The organism is Pyxidicoccus sp. M15 (assembly GCF_056858435.1).
The window spans coordinates 2,633,245-2,651,200 of the sequence record NZ_CM166495.1 but is presented as its reverse complement, the minus strand read 5'-3'; the positions used below and the strand labels follow the sequence as shown (position 1 = coordinate 2,651,200).

14 protein-coding genes and 1 tRNA gene are annotated in these 17,956 nt (G+C 68.6%); 6 read left to right on the top strand and 9 right to left on the bottom strand.

From position 1 onward, the window contains the following. Nucleotides 1-2 precede the first annotated feature (2 nt). From ACX9TP_RS10695 to ACX9TP_RS10675, 5 genes are all read left to right on the top strand, one after another. Nucleotides 3-1,349: an AgmX/PglI C-terminal domain-containing protein gene (locus ACX9TP_RS10695; RefSeq protein WP_482979619.1), complete on the top strand. Its 1,347-nt coding sequence runs from the start codon at nucleotides 3-5 to the stop codon at nucleotides 1,347-1,349. A gap of 42 nt (nucleotides 1,350-1,391) precedes the next feature. Continuing rightward, nucleotides 1,392-1,838 (top strand): Crp/Fnr family transcriptional regulator, encoded by a 447-nt coding sequence (locus ACX9TP_RS10690; protein ID WP_482979618.1) that lies wholly within the window; start codon nucleotides 1,392-1,394, stop codon nucleotides 1,836-1,838. 88 nt (nucleotides 1,839-1,926) lie between these two features. Further along, nucleotides 1,927-2,508: a hypothetical protein gene (locus ACX9TP_RS10685; protein WP_482979617.1), complete on the top strand. Its 582-nt coding sequence runs from the start codon at nucleotides 1,927-1,929 to the stop codon at nucleotides 2,506-2,508. Nucleotides 2,509-2,697: 189 nt separating this feature from the next. Then, nucleotides 2,698-3,930 (top strand): hypothetical protein, encoded by a 1,233-nt coding sequence (locus ACX9TP_RS10680; protein ID WP_482979616.1) that lies wholly within the window; start codon nucleotides 2,698-2,700, stop codon nucleotides 3,928-3,930. Nucleotides 3,931-3,984: 54 nt separating this feature from the next. Continuing rightward, nucleotides 3,985-4,599: a polysaccharide biosynthesis/export family protein gene (locus tag ACX9TP_RS10675; RefSeq protein ID WP_482979615.1), complete on the top strand. Its 615-nt coding sequence runs from the start codon at nucleotides 3,985-3,987 to the stop codon at nucleotides 4,597-4,599. Here ACX9TP_RS10675 and ACX9TP_RS10670 read toward each other — a convergent pair. The 6 genes from ACX9TP_RS10670 to ACX9TP_RS10645 all read right to left on the bottom strand — a co-directional run bounded on the left by ACX9TP_RS10670 (nucleotide 4,596) and on the right by ACX9TP_RS10645 (nucleotide 10,860). Next, a complete protein-coding gene (locus ACX9TP_RS10670) occupies nucleotides 4,596-5,414 on the bottom strand; it encodes an inositol monophosphatase family protein (protein WP_482979614.1) in 819 nt (272 codons plus the stop codon). The two genes, ACX9TP_RS10675 and ACX9TP_RS10670, sit on opposite strands and share 4 nt — an antisense overlap. A 17-nt stretch (nucleotides 5,415-5,431) precedes the next feature. Further along, entirely contained in the window at nucleotides 5,432-5,995 is a 564-nt protein-coding gene (locus ACX9TP_RS10665; protein ID WP_482979613.1) for a TlpA disulfide reductase family protein, read from the bottom strand. 8 nt (nucleotides 5,996-6,003) lie between these two features. Next, nucleotides 6,004-7,470 (bottom strand): UDP-N-acetylmuramate:L-alanyl-gamma-D-glutamyl-meso-diaminopimelate ligase, encoded by a 1,467-nt coding sequence (gene mpl, locus ACX9TP_RS10660; RefSeq protein ID WP_482979612.1) that lies wholly within the window; start codon nucleotides 7,468-7,470, stop codon nucleotides 6,004-6,006. Next, nucleotides 7,463-8,644 (bottom strand): serine hydrolase domain-containing protein, encoded by a 1,182-nt coding sequence (locus ACX9TP_RS10655; RefSeq protein WP_482979611.1) that lies wholly within the window; start codon nucleotides 8,642-8,644, stop codon nucleotides 7,463-7,465. The genes mpl and ACX9TP_RS10655 overlap by 8 nt, the downstream gene beginning before the upstream one ends. Further along, nucleotides 8,641-9,552, bottom strand: coding sequence for a S66 peptidase family protein (locus tag ACX9TP_RS10650; protein WP_482979610.1), 912 nt, complete (start codon nucleotides 9,550-9,552; stop codon nucleotides 8,641-8,643). Before ACX9TP_RS10650 ends, ACX9TP_RS10655 begins: the two co-directional genes overlap by 4 nt. Nucleotides 9,553-9,660: 108 nt before the next feature. Next, on the bottom strand, nucleotides 9,661-10,860 hold the full coding sequence (locus tag ACX9TP_RS10645) for an RsmB/NOP family class I SAM-dependent RNA methyltransferase (RefSeq protein ID WP_482982146.1): 1,200 nt from the start codon (nucleotides 10,858-10,860) through the stop codon (nucleotides 9,661-9,663). 139 nt (nucleotides 10,861-10,999) lie between these two features. Between ACX9TP_RS10645 and ACX9TP_RS10640 the strand changes: the two genes are divergently transcribed. After that, nucleotides 11,000-11,072, top strand: a tRNA-Asn gene (locus ACX9TP_RS10640). Nucleotides 11,073-12,037: 965 nt separating this feature from the next. Here the strand turns inward: ACX9TP_RS10640 and ACX9TP_RS10635 are convergent. From ACX9TP_RS10635 to ACX9TP_RS10625, 3 genes are all read right to left on the bottom strand, one after another. Then, nucleotides 12,038-12,511 carry an SMI1/KNR4 family protein gene (locus ACX9TP_RS10635; RefSeq protein WP_482979609.1) on the bottom strand — a complete coding sequence of 158 codons (474 nt, stop codon included), beginning with the start codon at nucleotides 12,509-12,511 and terminating at the stop codon, nucleotides 12,038-12,040. Nucleotides 12,512-13,178: 667 nt separating this feature from the next. Continuing rightward, nucleotides 13,179-13,625, bottom strand: coding sequence for a hypothetical protein (locus ACX9TP_RS10630; protein ID WP_482979608.1), 447 nt, complete (start codon nucleotides 13,623-13,625; stop codon nucleotides 13,179-13,181). A gap of 348 nt (nucleotides 13,626-13,973) precedes the next feature. Further along, the gene (locus ACX9TP_RS10625; RefSeq protein ID WP_482979607.1) at nucleotides 13,974-17,894 is read right to left on the bottom strand and encodes a tetratricopeptide repeat protein; all 3,921 of its coding nucleotides are present in this window, start codon (nucleotides 17,892-17,894) and stop codon (nucleotides 13,974-13,976) included. Nucleotides 17,895-17,956 lie beyond the last annotated feature (62 nt).

Sequence of the window (17,956 nt, the reverse complement as noted above, 5' to 3'; positions counted from 1 at the left end):
CCATGGCAGCCACTCCGCAGACCAAGCTGCTCCGCGTCGGCGTCATCCAGAACGGCCGCATCGTCGAGGAGCACCACGTCCGCCGCGACAACGTCACCATCGGCAGTGACGCGCGGAACACCATCGTCCTGCCCTCGGCGGATGACCGGCCGGCCCGCTTCTCCCTGCTGGAGAACCAGGGCCAGCAGTTCCAGCTCGTCATCGACGAAACCATGCAGGGCCGCGTCAACCTCGGCTCCTCGGACGTGGACTTCGACTCGCTGCGCGCGCAGGGGCTGGCCACCCGCCGCGGCGACCTCTACGTCCTGCCGCTGCAGGAGAGCGCCCGCGGCAAGGTGGAGCTGGGCGACGTCACCCTCTTCTTCCAGTTCGTCGCGCCGCCTCCGGAAGAGGCGAAGCCGGTGCTGCCCGCGGACATCCGCGTCAGCATGTGGAAGACGATGGACCGCGTCTTCTTCGGCATCCTCGCGGCCTCGCTCTTCATCCACTTCTCCGGCGCCGCGCTCATCATCTCCGCCGAAGCGCCCAAGGAGCCCGAGCTGGCCCTGGACCAGCTGGATGACCGCTTCGTGCGCGCCATCATCCCCCAGCGCCCGCAGGAGGCGCCCCGCGTCGCCGAGGCCGGCCCCTCCGAGGCCCCCAAGGACGACAAGAAGGGCGACGAGCCGAAGGACGCGGCGGACAAGGCCGACACCAGGCCCGCCGGCGGTGACTCCGCCGAGCGCCGCGCCGAGGTGGTGAAGAAGGTCTCCGGCAAGGGCCTGCTCAAGATTCTCGGCTCCAACGGCGGCGGGGGCCAGGGCGCCTTCGCGGACGTGCTGGGCGGAGCCAGCGGCGGTGGGGACATCGCCGCGGCGCTGGCCGGCGCGGGCGGCGTGGGCGTGGCCACCGAGGCCTCCGTGGGCGGCGGCACCGGCCCGCGCGGCGGCGGCACCGGCCGGGTGACGGGCATCGGAGAAGTGGGCACGCAGGGCGGCGGCAATGTGGACCTGGGCACCAAGAAGGAAGCCCAGGTGCAGGGCCGGGTGCAGGACGCGACGCCGGACGTGGAGAGCTCGGACGTGGACCGCGCGGCGCTGGCCCGCTACGTCCGCTCGCGCCTCAAGTCCATCCAGAGCTGCTACGAGAAGGAGCTGAAGCGAAACCCCAACCTCAAGGGCAAGGTGGTGGTGCGCTTCGTCATCAAGCCCTCCGGCCGCGCCGGCGAAATCGAAATCGAGGAGAACACCCTCGGCAGCGAGTCGGTGGGCAGCTGCATCCGCACCACCATCCGCAACTGGGCGTTCCCCTTCAAGCCCGACTCGGACACCGCCGTTTCCTATCCCTTCGTCTTCTCTCCGGCGGGGTAGGCTCCAGGGCCTACGCCATCCCACCAGGGCCCCGGGGGGACCATGCAGAAGCTGTCCGTCATTTCGTCGTCACCCCTCTTCGAGATGCTCTCCCCCGCGGAGCTCGCCCGCCTGGCCGAGCTCGCGCGGATGCGCCGCTTCGCGGCCGGCGAGGTCGTCTTCGAGGAGGGTGATTTGGGCGACAGCCTCTTCGTCATCGTCGACGGACAGGTGGAGGTGGTGCGCCGCCAGCCCTCCGGTGACGTGCACCCGCTCATCATCCTGTCCGCCCCCGAGTTCTTCGGGGAGATGGGCCTCATCGACAAGGACTACCGCTCCGCCACCGTGCGCGCGAAGACGGACGCAGACCTGCTCCAGCTCACCGCCCAGGACTTGCGCTCCTTCCGGCAGTCGCACGGCGACGGCTTCACCTTCGTCGTCGTCAACATCGCCCGGAGCCTGTCTGCTCGCTTGCGCGAGGCCAATGCCCGCCTCGCCAGCAAGGCCTGAAAACCCAGACCGTGGTCGGTTTGACACCCTACCCCCCTGAATCTACGCTTTGCCCTTCATGGAAGGGCCGGGGAGAGCCGTGAGGCGCATGCGCACCGTGGGAACGCTCGTCGTGGTACTCGCCGCCGGGGTGGCGCTGGCGCAAGGCCAGGCACTGGCGCCGTCCCAGCCCGCGGGTGCCCCACCGCGCGCCGCCGCGCCCGCCGCCTTCGAGAAGGCCAGCGACGTGCCGGACGGCGAGAAGCTCACGCGCAGCACCCAGGCCCTGGGCGCCATGAAAGAGGTCCTCCAGCAGGTGCTGGGCAAGGTGGAGGAGGCGCGGCGCACCAAGGACGTGGTGAAGCTCAACTGCGCCAACGAGAAGCTCACCCAGATCAAGGGCCTGCTGCGCATCTCCGAGCAGGCCGACGTGTCGCTCCAGGAGGCCCTGTCGCGCAAGGAGACCTCCACCAGCGACCACGAATACACCAAGGTCATGATCGCCCGGCAGAAGGTGACGCAGCTGCGCGCCCAGGCCGAGGAGTGCATCGGTCAGCTCGCCTTCAGCACGGACGAGAACCTCTTCGTGGAGGTGGAGGAACCGGAGAACCTGCCAGGCGGCGACCCCACCCGGCCCCCCGTGCCGGACGACGTCGTCGTCCGCCCCCCTCCGGCCAGCCCCATCCGTTGACGCCTGGCGTGCCCTCTGGCCCACCAAGCGAGTCTTCTTCCTGTGTCCAACAATGATTTCGGCCCCGGCAAGTGCGCGTGTTATGACGCCTCGGGCCGTACGCGTGAAAGGTGGGAGAGGGTAACCCTTCCACTTGGGAAGTCCTTCTGAACCATGAAGCTGCCTGGGAAATCTTGGGGGGGTTGGGGTGTGCTGGCGCTGCTGGCGCTGAGCGGCACCTCCACGGCCCAGGAGTCGGTGGCAACGCCACCTCTCGGCGGCAATGGCTTCAAGGTGGGCAGCGGGCGGCTGCACCCGTACTTCGAGCTGGAGACGCGGCTGGACAGCGGCGTGGGCTACTTCGCCACGCCCGCCGGGGAAGAGCCGACGCCGTCGGGCGTCTCCCCGAACCTCTCGGGTGAGTTCGCCATGCACTTCCGGCCGGGGTTCCGGCTGGACGTCCCCTCCTCCAAGCTGGCGCTGAGCCTGAACGCCAACCTGGACTACGTGCTGTACACGGGCCTGCTGACGGCCGGCTCGGGCGCGGCGTCGCGCATGGAGGGCGCCGCGGACCTGCTGGCGCGCCTCAACCCGGACGCCCCGCTGTCGCTCGAGGTGTCGGACCAGTTCGTGCGCTCGGACCGCACGCGCACCGCGGCCATTGGCGCGGGCGTGCTCAGCCTCTTCAACGAGGCGCGGGTGAAGGTGCCCTGGAGGCCGGGCGGCGGCGCGGTGGAGTTCACCCCCAATGCGGCCTACGCGGTGGAGTTCTTCGAGCCGCTCGGCGCCATCAGCCCGGTGGACTGCACCGAGGGCGTCTGTGATCCGCTCACCGCGGAGCGGTTCGACTACGGCAACCTGCACTTCGGCCTGGAGGGCCGCTGGCGCTTCCTGCCGAAGACGGCCGTCGTCATGGACACGGGCGTGGACCTGCGCAGCTACTTCAACGACGGCTCCCCGAACGCCACGCTGGCGCGCGCCCTCTTCGGCGTCGCCGGCCTGGTGTCGCCCAAGGTGGCGGTGACGGCCAAGGCGGGCTGGGGGCAGAACCTCGCCGCCGGGGGAGGAGGCACCGTCCTCGCGCAGCTCGAGGGCACGTACCTCTTCAGCCCCACCCTGAGCTTCAAGGCGGGCTACCTGCGCACCATGGAGCCGGTGGCGGCCTACGGCCTGTTCACCAACAACCGCGGCTATGGCCAGGCGCGGGCCATCTTCGGCGGCAAGCTGACGCTGAACGCGAGCGGCGCGGTGGACTTCATCAGCTTCACCGGCGACCGCGCCGACACCCTCGTCAGCCTGGACGTGGGCCCCGAGTACCAGTTCCGCCCGTGGCTCTCCTTCGCGGCCGGCTACATGCTGGGCGCGCGGTCGTCCTCGGTGGCGGGCGGCGGCCTCAACTACACGCGCCACGAGGGGTATGCTCGCCTCTCCGTGACGTACTGAAGCCGCACCGCTCCTGCCCCGCCCTGGCGTCATCGCCGGGGCCCCCCACCTGGAATGACTCTCACTCGCTCCTCCCTGGCCGTGGTGCTCCTCGCGGCGCTTCCCGCGTGCTTCGGCACGGCCTCCCGCCCGCCTCCGCCGACTCCCACGCCGGCGGCCGAGGCAGGGGAAGCGCGCGCGGGCGGCGGCACGCTGGGCCCCGGTGACGTGGTGGAGGTGCGCGTCTTCCAGGAGCCCGAGCACTCGGGCACCTGGCGAGTGTCCCCCGAGGGCACCATCGACTACCCGCTGTGCGGCAAGGTGCCGCTGGAGGGGAAGACGCCCAGCGGCGCTGCGGACGCGCTGCAGACGTGCCTGGCGCGCTACGTGCGAAGGCCGCAAGTGTCGGTGCTCATCCGCGAGTACAACTCGCAGAAGGTGTTCGTCTTCGGCGAGGTGCAGAAGCCCGGCACCTTCCCGGTGGACGGGGAGATGTCCGTCGTCCAGGCGATTACGCTGGCGGGCGGCTTCACCAAGCTGGCGGCGAAGAACAACACGCTGGTGACGCGCGTGGTGGACGGGCAGGAGCGCAAGATTCGCGTGCCCGTCGAGGACATCGGCGTGGGACGGGAGAAGAACTTCATGCTCCAGCCCGGCGACATCGTCTTCGTGCCGGAGAGCTTCTTCTAGCCCTTCGGCTTCCAGCCGAGGTCGTCCACGAAGCGCTTCGCCTCCGCGAGCAGCTCCGGTGCGAGCGCGGGCGCGGCGGCAATCACGTCCCCGCGCAGCACGCTGAAGGGCGCGCCGGTGACGTGGCGGACGACGCCGCCCGCCTCCTCCACCAGCAGCGAGCCCGCGGCGATGTCCCACGGCTTGAGGCCGAACTCGAAGAAGCCGTCGAAGCGGCCCGCGGCCACGTAGGCCAGGTCCATGGCGGCGCTGCCGGTGCGGCGCATGCCCTGGGCGCGGAGGATGAAGCGGTTGAAGAGGCCCACCGGCCCCTCCGGGCGCTCGCGCACGTCGTAGGGGAAGCCCGTGCACAACAGCGCCTCGTGCAGCGTGGCGACGTTGCTGGCGCGCAGCGGGCGGCCATTCAGCGAGCCCCCTTCCCCTCGCGCGGCGGAGAAGAGCTCGTCCAGCATCGGGTCATAGACGGCGCCGGCCAGCACGCCGCCGGGGCCCTCCACGGCGACGCTGACGCAGAAGTGCGGCACGCGGTGCGCGTAGTTGGTGGTGCCGTCCAGCGGGTCCACCAGCCAGCGCAGGCTGTTGGTGCCGGCGCTGGCGCCGCTCTCCTCGGCGAGGATGGCGTGCGTCGGGTGGCGCTCGCGGATGAAGGCCAGCAGCGCCTCCTCGGACGCCCTGTCCGCGTCCGTCACCAGGTCGATGCCGCCCTTGTACTCAATCGTGCGCTCGCCCAGGAAGCGGTCCGCGAGGATGCGGCCGGCGAGGCGAGCGCCCTCCTCCGCGGTGCGGCGCAAGGTGGCGGGCGTGTCCTGGGACATGACGTCGCTTCCCTTCCCTACGGCGCGGGCTCGGCGAGCAGCGCCTCGATGTGCGACTGGTAGCGCGTGACGAACTCCTCGGCGAAGCCCTCCTCGAGGTGGCGCACCACGCCGCGGCGGTCGATGTAGAAGGTGGTGGGCATGCCCTTCACCTTCAGCGTGCGCTCGGCCACCTGGGCATTCTCGTCCAGGAGGATGGGCAGCCCCACCTTCGTCTCCTGCAGGAAGGGCCCAATCGCCCGCGCGTCCTCGTCCACGCTCAGCGCGTAGATTTTGAGCCCCCGGCCGGCGTACTCGCGCGCGAGGTTTTCATAGAAGGGCAGCGCGTCCCGGCACGGCTCGCACCACGTGGCCCACACGTCCAGCAGCACCACGCTGCCCCTGTCGCTGGCGAGGTCATACGGCTCGCCGCCCGGGTAGCGCTTCACCTTGAACTCCAGCGGAGCCCCCGCGCGGGCCTCCGGTGCCGGCGCCGTGCCGCCGCCGCTGCTGGGAGCGGGGCCGGTGAGGGGCGGCATCTGCGACTTCGCGCACCCCGACAGCGCGAGGGCCGCGACGAGGGCGGCGAGGGAAGGACGCACGCGCATCATCAGGCCCCCAGCCGGGCCTTGAGGGCCGCGAGCAGCTTGTCGATGAAGCCGCCGAAGGCGCCGTTGCTCATGACGAGCAGCACGTCACCGGGGCGGGACTCGCGGGCGACCAGGTCCACCATCGCCTGCACGTCCGTGGAGCCCTCCGCGGCGATGCCCTGGGCCTGGAGGTCCGCGACGAGCTTGCGCACGTCCAGCTCCTGGTCCACAGGCACCTTGTCGTGGCGCTCGGGCACCTTGAGGCTGGCGCGGGCCGCGCCGGTGAAGGCGTGGGCGTAGTCCTCCTGGTGGATGTTGCGGCGGCTGGTGTTGGAGCGCGGCTCGAAGATGGCCCACAGCCGCCGCTCGGGGTAGCGGTTGTGGACGGCGGCGATGGTCTCCCGCACCGCGGTGGGGTGGTGCGCGAAGTCGTCCACCACCATGATGCCGCCGGGCTCGCCGCGCACCTCCTGCCGTCGCTTCACGCCGCTGAACGTCGCCAGGCCCTTGCGAATCTCCTCGAAGGACAGGCCCAGGCCGCGCGCCGCGGCGATGACGCTCAGCGCGTTCTCCACGTTGTGCAGGCCGCCCATGGGCAGCTCCACCGTGCCCAGCACCTGCCCGCGCTCCACCACGTCGAAGCGCGCGCCCGCGGCGCTGAAGGACACGCCGCGCGGCGTGTAGTCCGCGTCCGCGCCCTCCTTCGCCACGTACGTCACCACGCGGCCCTGGCAGCCCTCGCGAGAGAGCTTCACGGCGTTGGGGTACGCGGCGCAGACGACGAGCTGCCCGTCCTTCGGGATGAGCCGGACGAACTTCTCGAAGGTGGCCTCGTAGTGGGGCAGGTCGCGGAAGATGTCCGCGTGGTCGAACTCCACGCTGGTGAGGATGGCGGTGCGCGGCCGGTAGTGGAGGAACTTGGAGCCCTTGTCCCAGTACGCGGTGTCGTACTCGTCGCCCTCGACGACGAAGTGCGGCCCCTTGCCCACGCGGTAGTTGCCCGCGTAGTTCTGGGTGACGCCGCCCACGAGGAAGGACGGGTCCTTGCCGGCCTCCACCAGCACGTGGGCCATGAGCGAGGACGTCGTCGTCTTGCCGTGCGTGCCGGCCACCACCACCGAGTGCGAGCGGTCCAGGAAGAGCGAGCCCAGCGCGGCGGGGAAGCTCATCTGCTTGAGGCCGCGCTCGCGCACGGCGGTGGCCTCCGGATTCACGCGGCGGATGACGTTGCCGATGATGACGAGGTCCGGCTTCGCCGCGTCCAGGTTCTCCGGACGGTACGGCGAGGAGGCGGGGATGCCCCACGTCCTGAGCATGTCGCTCATGGGCGGGTAGACATTCTCGTCGCTGCCGGTGACTTCGTAGCCGGCGGCCTTGAGCATGCCCGCGAACGAGCCCATGCCGGTGCCGGCCACGCCCACCAGGTGGATGCGGCGCACACTGCCGGGTTCGAGAGTCTCGAGGACGTTTCCGTTGTCGTCAGCCATGCGTTCCCTGCTTCAAGTCGGTGAGGCCGAGCGCCTCCACGACGAGGTCGTGGAAGACGGGTCGGAAGTCGCGGATGCGCAGTTCGTTGCGGCCGTTGGCCACGCGGTTGGTGACGAGCGCCACCACCAGCGCGCGGCGCAGGTCCACCCAGAGGCTGGTGCCGGTGAAGCCCAGGTGTCCCACCGCGCCGGGCGGCGTATTGCCGATGTAGTGGCCCGCGCTGGAGCCCACGGCCGAGGGCGAGTCGAAGCCCATGGAGCGGGTGCTGCCCTCCACGAGCGGGTCCGTGGCCAGCAGGCGGTGCCACAGCGGGCCGGGAGCAATCGCTGCGCCGCCAGCGCACCCGTCCAACACGGCCTGGCCGAAGCGGGCCACGTCCACCGCGGTGCCGAAGAGGCCCGCGTGTCCGGCCACGCCGTCCAGCACCCAGGCGTTGTCGTCGTCGACCTCACCGGGCCGCGTGGGCTGGGTGGGCACGTCCTTCCACAGCCCCTCCTGGCCGGGCGCGGGCTCGCGGGGGCGCGTGGCGCCGGTGGCCGCGGGGGTGGCGTCGGCGGGGAAGTCGGTGAGGCGGTGGAAGCGCGCGGACAGGCCGAGCGGCTCGGCGATGTGGCGCGTGAAGAGCGTGTCCAGCGAGGCGTTGGCGGCGCGGGAGAGGATTTCGCCGAGGAGGATGAAGCCCACGTCGCTGTACGCGGTGCGGGTGCGCGGCGCGGCGGCGAGCGGCGTGGCGGCGGCGGCCTGGATGACCTCCTCGCGGACACGGGCGCGCACGGCTGAGGGACAGTCCGCGTCGAGCAGCTCCGGGTGCGCGGTGAGCGCCTGGGCGAAGAAGGGCACGAAGGGCGGCAGGCCCGAGCGGTGGTAGAGCAGGTCCGCCACGGTGGCGCCCGCGTCCCCCACGGGCGAGCCGGGGAAGAAGCGGGACACGTGCGTGTCCGGGCCGACCTTCCCCTCCGTCCACAGGCGCAGGAAGAGGGCCGTGGTGCTGAGCACCTTGGTGACGGACGCGAGGTCGAAGCGCGTGTCGCCGGAGACGTTGCCCGTCACGTGGCCGAAGACCTGGACGCCCCGGTGCAGGACGATGGCCTGGGCCGCGGGGAAGACGCCGATGCGGCACGCGTCGTCGAGGACGGTCTGGAGAATCGCGATGGGGTGGGGACTGCCGCTCATGCGCGCACGGCTCCTTCGAGGAAGGTGAGGCGCGCGGCGTCCGCGTCCAACCGCACCTGGGTGCCCAGGGCGACGGGGTAGTTGATGGCACCGTGGCCAATGGGGAAGCCGGCGGCGCAGGGCAGGCCCGCCTCCCTCGCCAGCTCCCGGAGCACGTCCGCGCTGGAGTAGTCCGCGTTCCGCTCCTCGCACGAGGTGAAGTCGCCCAGGACGATGCCGCGCACGCGCGAGAAGACGCCCGACAGGCGCAGGTGCGTCCACATGCGGTCGAGGCGGTAGGGGCGCTCGGTGACGTCCTCCAGCAGGAGCACCGCGCCGTCGAGCGGCGGCATGTACGGCGTGCCGATGAGCCGGGAGAGGACGGAGAGGTTGCCGCCGATGAGGTGCCCCTCCGCCATGCCGGGCACGTAGGTGGCCGTGCCCGTCAGCGGCGGCGGGGCCTCGGGGGACTCGAGGAGGCGGAAGAGGTAGTCGCGGACCTCCACCGGCTGCCGGCCGAGCTGCGTGAGCACGGGCGCGTGGATGGAGACGCGGCCGAGCACCTGCATGGCGCCGTGGACGGAGGTGACGTCGGAGAAGCCGCAGAAGGCGGTCGGCGGGGCGTCCGCGAGCGGCAGGTCCGGCAGGAGGCGGGCACTGCCGTAGCCGCCGCGGGCGCAGAAGATGGCGCGAGCGTCGCGGTCCAGCAGGGCACGGGAGAGCTCCTCGGTGCGCCGGGCGTCCTCGCCCGCAAGGTAGCGGTGCGAGGAGAAGATGTCGGGACGGTGGACGGGGGAGTAGCGCTCCGCGAGGACGGCGAGGCCCACCTCGAAGCCCGGGCGGTCGAAGGCGGAGGCGGGGGCGACGACGTGGACGGTGTCGCGGGGACGAAGCGAGAGGGGCTTGAGCCAACGCACGTCGCGCTTCATAGCACCGGGGCCGTGGGGGGCACGCCGTTTCGGGGCGGGGCGACGCGAAGCGTTGAGTACCCCCGTCCGTCGGAACGAGGACACTGCGGCCGCTCGGTGCCCCCTCCCCTACCCGGCCGACCGCTCCATGACGGCGGCGAAGAAGGCGTCCGTGCCGTGGCGGTGCGGCGTGACGAAGAGGAAACCGTCCCGGACACACGCGGGCGCGAGCCAGCCCGCCCCCGGACGCACCAGGTGGAACTCGGGACGCGTGGCGAGGAACGCCGTGACGAGGTCCTCGTTCTCCGCGCGGTTCACCGTGCAGGTGGCGTAGACGAGCCGGCCGCCGGGACGCACGAGGTCCCCCGCGTGCTGGAGGATGTCCTGCTGCAGCGGCGGGAAGTGGGCGAGCACGTCCGGAGCGGCACGGAAGCGCAGGTCGGGGCCGCGGCGCAGGGAGCCCAGCTCCGAGCACGGCGCGTCCACGAGGACGCGGTCGGCGTCGAGCCCGGGCTCCGGCGGCTTGCGGAGCACCTGCACGTGGGTGAGGCCGGCGCGGGCGCTGCGCTGGAGGAGCCGGTCCAGCCGCTCGGGGTCCGGGTCGTAGGCCATCAGCCGGCCGGAGTCCTTCAGCTCCGCGCCCAGCAGCAGCGTCTTGCCTCCGGCGCCGGCACACAGGTCCAGCACCGTCTCCCCGGGGCGGGCCTCCACCACGAGCCCGAGGAGCTGGCTGCCCTCGTCCTGGACCTCGAAGAGCCCCTCGCGCAGGGAGGGAAGACCGTAGAGGTTGGGGCGCGGGCCCTCGACGTGGAGCGCCAGGGGGCTCCATGGGCCGGGCCGGGTGGTGACGCCCTCGGTGAGGAGGCGCTCCGCGAGGGCGTCGCGCGAGGTACGCAGCGGGTTGGCGCGGAGGGTGATGGGGCCGGGGACGTTGAGGTGGGCGCAGAAGGCGTCGGCCTCGGGGCCCAGCTCGCGAGCGAAGTGGTCGGCGAGCCAATCCGGCAGGGAGGCCCGGAGGGCGAGCGTGGGGACTTCCCCCGGGTTCAAGGCCGGGGGCGGGCCCTCCCCCAGGCCGGCCAGGGTGGCGGCCTCGGCGGAGGGGACTTTGGCGAGGCCATGTAGCAGGGCGTAGAGGAGGAAGGGGGGCGTGGCGTCCTCGCGACCCAGGAGGAAGCCGAGGCGGCGGCGCCAGAGGCCGACGTTGTAGACGGCCTCCTTGAGGGCCTGGCGCTGCTCCCGGGAGAGGTGGCGGTGGTCCCGGAGGGTGCGGTCCAGGACGCGCTCGGCCGGGGAGCCGGCGAGCACCTGGGCAATGGCCTCCGAGGCAATGGAGACCAGCCCCGCGAGCGCGGACCAGGGCTGGGAGTGAAGCCGCGAGAGCGGATCAAACGGGACAGTTGACACGGCGGGCTCCGTTCTCTACAAAGCGCGTCATCTCGGCAACGCCGTTTTGCCGCGACGTACATATTCCCCGATAGCTCAGCCGGTAGAGCGGGTGACTGTTAATCACTAGGTCCGAGGTTCGAGTCCTCGTCGGGGAGCTGAAGTACAGAAGGCCCTGCCAGAAATGGCGGGGCCTTTTTGTTTTCTACACGGGTCTGGCGGCGAAAGTCGCGGGACCTTCGTGCTGAAGCCCTGAACCCCAACGGATTCCCGTCTCTCCCTGCCGGAGAGGGCGCTCGCCCTCGCCTCACGGTCCCCTTCCCCACCTTTCACTGAACAACGCCGGCCCCTGCCGCGTGCGGATGGCGCACGCGTGTGGGGCGTCGTGCGTCCCGCGGTGCCCCCATGCCCCGTCCCGACCTCATTCCGGATTGCAGCGCCTGTGCTGCGCTGTGCTGCGTCGCCACCTCGTTCGAGCGCTCCAGGGACTTCGCGTTCGACAAGCCGGCGGGGGTGGCTTGCCGGTACCTGACGCGCGGGCATCGTTGCGCCATCCACTCCGAGCTCATCCCGCGTGGATGCCGGGGCTGTGCCACGTATGACTGTTACGGCGCTGGCCAGCGTGCGACGCGCGCGTTCGCGGCGGCCCCAGCACCCCTCCGCGACCAGGCGTTCCTCGTGCTTCGGAGCCTTCATGAGCTGCTCTGGCTTCTCACGGAGGCCGCGGAGCTCTGCCCGCCGTCGTGTGGTGAGCTCCATGCGGCGCTCATGGCTCAAGTCCAGACATTGGATGCCATTGCGCGCGGCGACGTGGCGGCGCTTCTCGAGGTCGAGCTCTGTCGCCACGACCAGCGCACGCGTGCGCTTCTGCGCCGGGTGGGCGAGGCACTCGGTGGACGCGCTCACGGAGAGGCGCCTGCCTGACACGCGCTACTGCTATCCGGGTAGTTGCGTGACGCGCTCGGAGTTACGCGGATACCGGATGCTCACCGTGCACGATTCCAAAGCCCTTGCACACCGAAGTGTCCGCCGAGCTAGCCATCCCCCAGCGGCTGGGGTTGACCCAAGCGGAGGTGGCCAAAAAGAAGGCCGTCACGCACTCGGAGTCGGCCAGGAGGAGATTTCACTCGCCCAGCCAGTAGAGGCTGCGCCGGGTGCGGAGAACCTGCTCCAAGAACTCAGAGAAAGAATGAGCGACCTGCTTGCAGTAGACCGGGTCCGGCCACGCCTCGTGGTCGCCGTCGAAGAGGAGGTAGCGGCCATTCTCCTGTCGGGCCACGTCCACCAGCACGTAGTTGCCGTCCTGCACATCGCAGATCGCGTACACCGAGGCCGGTCCCCACTTGTCGTCATCCTCGCCGTAGATGGCCACCCGCGCTCGGACGATTTTGCGCAGCGGGAGGACGCGGTAAGGGGTGTCCGGCAGCCGCTCAATCAGCTCCGCCCCATTGCAGTGCAGGTAGAAGGCACGCAGATCCGGGTCCAACTTCCAGCCCACCCGGCGCTCGAACGCATCGATCTCTTTGAGCGCGGCGGGCGGATACGGGAAGTGCTCACGAGAGACCTCTTCGAGCAGGCTGCTCATGGGCGTGGCCATCGTCAGTTGTCCGCGTAGGGCAGATTAGGCCCCACTGTATTCCAGGGTGCCTGACCTCCGTAGCAGGCGGGGTACACCCTGTTGAAGACGGTGTGCACGCCCGGCTCGACGGGGGTGATGTTGCTGGGGTCTACCGGATCGCCGCCATGGTGGAGGTCCCTGATGTGGTGCCCGGGCCAGGCCACGCCCTCCTCTTCGGGCCAGTCTCCGAATTCTTGCTCCAGTCCTTCCGGAAGGACGTTCGGAAGTTCTCCCATCTCTTCCGCTCGTCCTCCTTCTTGTCTGGCGGCAACTTGGGATAGTCGCAGCAGCAGTGGAAGATGCCGTAGCGGCTGGCGGCTTTGACGGGGAGCGATGGGCGGAGACGGGCCGAGTGGCGCGTCAGCAACGAGACCTTGAAGTCGCTGCCGAAGAGTCAAAGAGAGAGACCGCTGCAACCCGGCGCTCGGCCGGTAGCGAGGCATACACATTGAGGCTGCCCGAGGCCCCACTACCTTCGCGGGGCAGTTCGGAGAGGCTTGTCAGAGGGGGCGGACCATTAGAGCCCCTGGAGGGAGAGCATCATGGGCACGCGCAGCGCGGTGATGGAGCCACTGCGGGGGCGGCCCGACAGACGCAGGCAGCGCCCTGGCACTACTTGGCGGTGCTGCGCACGGGTGCCTACTACCTACTCACGCCCGAGCCCCCAGTTGCGATCGGGATCACTGGTGCGATTCGGGGCGGGACGGTCGGCCGCATAGACGGAGCCATTGCTGCCGTAGAAATCAGTCCACCGGCCGGAGATGGACTTCTCGGAGTTCGAGGCCATCTCCTGGCGGTGCCCCTGAAACGTCACGCCCTGATGCCGAAGGGGATGCGCCTCGAGCCACATCCGGCGCTCAGCGCCGTCCCCATGGGGACATTGAGCCCGGCGAAGCGCGTCCAGTTCCAGGAGCAGCTCGTGTGACGCCGGCAGCGCCTCGACCATCGCGTCCAGTTCGTCCTCCGTCAACGCGACCCAAGCGGCCATGTGTTTCGGCAGGGAGCCGGGCCGTGCCCCTTTGCGCAGCGGTAGACGTCCCTCATGGTACGCCGCCACAAGCACCCGAGCCCCGGCCGGATACACGAGGACCATGCCCCCATATTTCGTTGGAATCTCTCGCGCGGCCGGCCACCGCCCCGCCGACCGCTCAAGCGCACCGGCTCGGCGAAGGACGTCTGTCGCAGCCCCCTGCGCGCCGCGCTTCGGAATGCCAGGCAGCTGCACGAGAAAATCCCCGAGTGTGTAGTTGAGAGTTGCCATGATAGGTACGTTAGCTACGTTTGGCACCGTCGTCATGGGTTAGTGCGTCGCGCTGCACTCCGAGTGCCGCAAGCTCATGAAAAGCACATCGAGCAAAGCCAGATTCGCCCGAGAAGGACGGGGGTTGATCGGGTGACACTCAATTTCTTGAGATACCTCTCAGCGTGAGGAAAAGGTTGGCTAACTGAGTTCGAGAGAGCCTCTCGCAAAGGCAGCGCATACCTGTCGTACGGTATCGAGGTGCTGAGGCATGAGAGCAAGTTCCTCCCCTGCAGCATGAGCAACCAGCCTGCCGCAGAGTGGGGGTGGCCAACGCGCGCTCATGCCCGTGAGGGCCATCCGGACCACAGTGCCAATCGAAACGACCTCAAGCGGCGCCATCACCAACCAACGAATGACCTGCGCAGTAGTCTTGGCAGCCTCGCCAGCGGTGATGACTGGTCCACCGAGGAGCGCAAACGATTGTGAAACCCCGGTGCGACCAAGGTCGCTCCAGCCACGCACCGCGGCGACGAGAAGGTCACGAGTGGGTAGCACCATCGCGTAGCGTCGGCCTACCAGCGCGAGGAGATGGCGATCATGCTCTTCTTTGGTGAGGGCGCCGCGCTCTACCAGTGCAGGTAGCAGGCTCACCGTCGAGAATGACCGCATCTGGTTGGTCTGTTCGAAGAGAAGTCGGCGCAACCCAAGGTCGTCAGCATACAGGGCAGCCCCGAGATGTTTCACGAGGTCGAGAGCGTCAGCCGAGCTCTTCCCGATGAAGTCTCGAAGTTCCTCCTCGTCCGGAGCCGCTGCTTGGAGGGCGATAAGGGGCCGTGGCTCAAGCCGGGCCGATGCTTCAAGCCATGAGAGAACGGCACGCGCGGCCCCCAACCTCTCGAGGAGGCGGGGGCTGCCTGCGGGTAATCCCTCGGTGCCCAGACCGATGCCCCCTCCCGTCAGCACGGCACGTCCCCTTGTGACATCGGCTTCCGCCTCGCGCAATTCGTCCCGGAGTTCATTGAAAAGCGATGCCGGAGCAACGAGCGTGAACGTGCCTGCGAGTTGATCTAGGAGCCCGCGGTCGGCCGCCGTCTTGAGGGCAGAGCGAGTGAGGATAACCTCATTGGCCTCTTGAGCGGCAGCAACTGAGCGGTGTTGCTCCTCTCGATCGGCCCACTCGACAGGGAGCAGATCCGCACTCTGCGGGTTGGTACTCAGCCCCTCCATAAGGTCGCTCATCAAGCTCGGAAGCATCTGCGCGAGGAACCCCAGCGGTAGCATCTGCTCTCGATAGATCTTGAGGACATGAGCGGCACGGGCCCTCTGCGCCTCAAGCGATGCGATGAAAGGCGCGAAGTCTCTGACCGAGGCGAGATCGCCAATGTGGAACCCTTTGATGAAGAATGGCTCGCGAGGAAAGCGCTGCGCGAAATTCATCATTGCATCTCGGACGGCGTGGACCACGGCAGGGACTATTGCCTCAACGACCCATTGTTCGTGGGACCAGTCGTCTTCGCTCTGAGGCAGTGTGTCGCCCACCTTAAGGCCGATGAGGCTCGCAGCCTGAGCATCGACAACGCTCATCTCCCCACGGAGCGGATCAATTGGCAAGGTGGAGTAGACGGTGTGCCCACGCGATGCACCGTCATGGTTCTTGAGCCGAACATGCGTGTCGGGACCAACCTCGGACACGGACTGTGGCAGCACGTTGGCTAGAAGATGCAGCATGATGAAGCCGCGATGGAGTCGAGGGTCCTCCGGGGCAGCACGAAACGCACGGAAGGCAAGCGGCAGGCCTGTTTCAGGTTGCCCCGCCGAACAAAGAAGCCGGGCGGTTTCCATGCGCTCGGTAGGTGACAGCGCCGGTTCGGCAGTTAGCAAGTCCAGATGTGGCTGTGCATCCTCAACCCTACCGGACTCGAGTAGCCAATGTGCCAGAACCAGGCGCGTGCGCGGAACCGTTTGGCCTCCCTCGACGAGCGCGGTGAGGTGCCGTAAGGCGGCACCTACGTCCTCCTGACGGAGCGCGATGTCTGCTGCCATGCGAAGCGCCCAGTCAGGGAGAGGCCCTGCTGCCGCGAGATGCTCCACGAGAGCCTTTGCGCGGACGAGTTCGTCCGCCCGCATTAATGCATTCGCGTAGACTCGGAGGGCCGAAGCCGGCACCTTTTCAAGTCCCAACTCATCGAAGGCTTGCAGGGCCTCCTTCGTGCGGCCAGCTTTGAGCAAGTGGGAGCCGAGTTCTGTAACGATACCCGGCTGGCTTGGTTCGTCTCGCCCGCTCGCCTCGCGAAAGCATGCAGTACCTTCGTCGATGTTTCCGCGCGCGAAGGCTATCCGCCCTCTAATTACCGCGTAGAGCGGCTCCGACACTCCCTTTGGATTTACTCCCGTGAGAATTCGCGCTGCGAGGTCTGCGTCGGAGATTTCCAGTGCAGCATCAGCAAGAGTGAACCGCACAAAATCGAAATTGACTGCCTTCGTCAGCCGACGGAGCACCGCATCGATATCACGGCGGGTAGCCTCCTTCTCGCCACGCCGAGCGAAGAGGTGGGCCCGCATGGCAGCGAGCGGTGGGTTCTCATCCGCCACTGGATGGCGGAGAAGGTCAAGCGCGCCAGCTTCATCTCCTCCGCCCACCTTAATGCGGGCGGCTTGGTAGATTGTGTCTGGGTCATCGGCCGAGAGCTCTCGCGCGAGCCGCAGGTCTGCCTCTGCTTCGTCGGCGCGGCCGAGGAGTGAGCGGGCCATTGCGCGGAGGGCTAACCCCTTTCGCGTGAATGGATGCGCGTCATCCGCACACAACCTAATAAGCTCAGAGGAGAGCCGCTCAACATCCTCAAGTCGCGCATGGTCTACAGCGTCGCTGGTGCGCATGGAGGCGCACAGGAATGCGTTGGCACGGAGAAAGACTACGTCTGGAGTCTTCACGCCGTCTGCCAGGAGGTTGGCAGTCAGTTCCAGAACGCGCGACCAATCGGCCACGTCGGCGGCAACATGCGCCAGCACCGTTCGGTAACCCTCCGATGTGGACACGGCTGCCGGAGGCGACGGAAGAGGCTCACCGGCTGCGGTCGCAACCTGAGCCTTTACCCCCCAGAGGTCAGCATCCACAGGATGCGCGCTCAAGCCCTGGTCGACGAAGGCCCGCGCCATGGCAACATCCCCTGAATGGAGTGCAGCAAGGGCTGCTACCTGCAGCGCACGAACTCCGCTCGGCACAACCTCAAGAGCAGAGCGCGCATATCTAAGAGCCTCGTCGTACCGGCCGAGCTGAGTGAGTGCAGTTGAGCGCTGCTGGTCGAGTCGGTAACGGACACGCGGCTCGACCTGTTGCATGCCGAGCACAGAATCCATCCGATTGAGCATCTCAAGCGCCACAGCAGAGTGCTGCTTCTGAAGAAGCTGCCGTGAGAAGTCGAGCTCTCGGTGCCACCGGTCGTCCTTCGCTGGGGGGCGGACCTTGATATTTGTTCCCGCAAGCAGGTCGACGAGCTCCTTCCTCGTCCGACGGAGCTTGCGGGCGCATACATCTCCAGCATCCGTGGCTAGCACCGCAAGAGCAGCCGTCGCCATCTCTCGGTCTTCGAGGACCGACTCAGCAAGGAGCTGCAGCGCGAACTTGTGGTCCGGGTCCTGTGCCCGGTCTAGGTCCCACGGAATAACCAGCAAGCGTCGGAGGACTGAGGAGTCAGATCCAAGCTCCTTTAGCAATCTGACGGTATCCGGCTTCAAGGCGTCCAGCCGCCCTGCCCGCAGTCGCTCAATGTCACCAGGGAGGGCGCTGTACAGCCACCTGCTCGAGCCACGATCAACCACGAGGACTACCCTGAGCGAATCGTCGGGCTGCGACTTGGTACGAACGCGCGCTAGCATCTCTTGCAGCTTCGCGCCGCCCGTCATCCCGTGTTTTGCTTGGACCTCTATGGCCGGATGTCGGTCACCGAACTCGATACGAGCATCATCACCGGGGCCATCGGTCTCCCCCGAAACAGCAATCGGGGTGTCGTCGACTGGGCTTAGCCAACCCAACCGCATACCGGCAAGGATGTGGACGTAGATGTACGCAATGACACGTGCTTGGTAGGTGGTCCCGAAGAACGTAGCGTCGCCGCCCATCAGCTCAGCCTCCCCTTGCCTAAACTCGACCTGGGCGAAGTGCCAAGCCGAAGTGCGCGGAC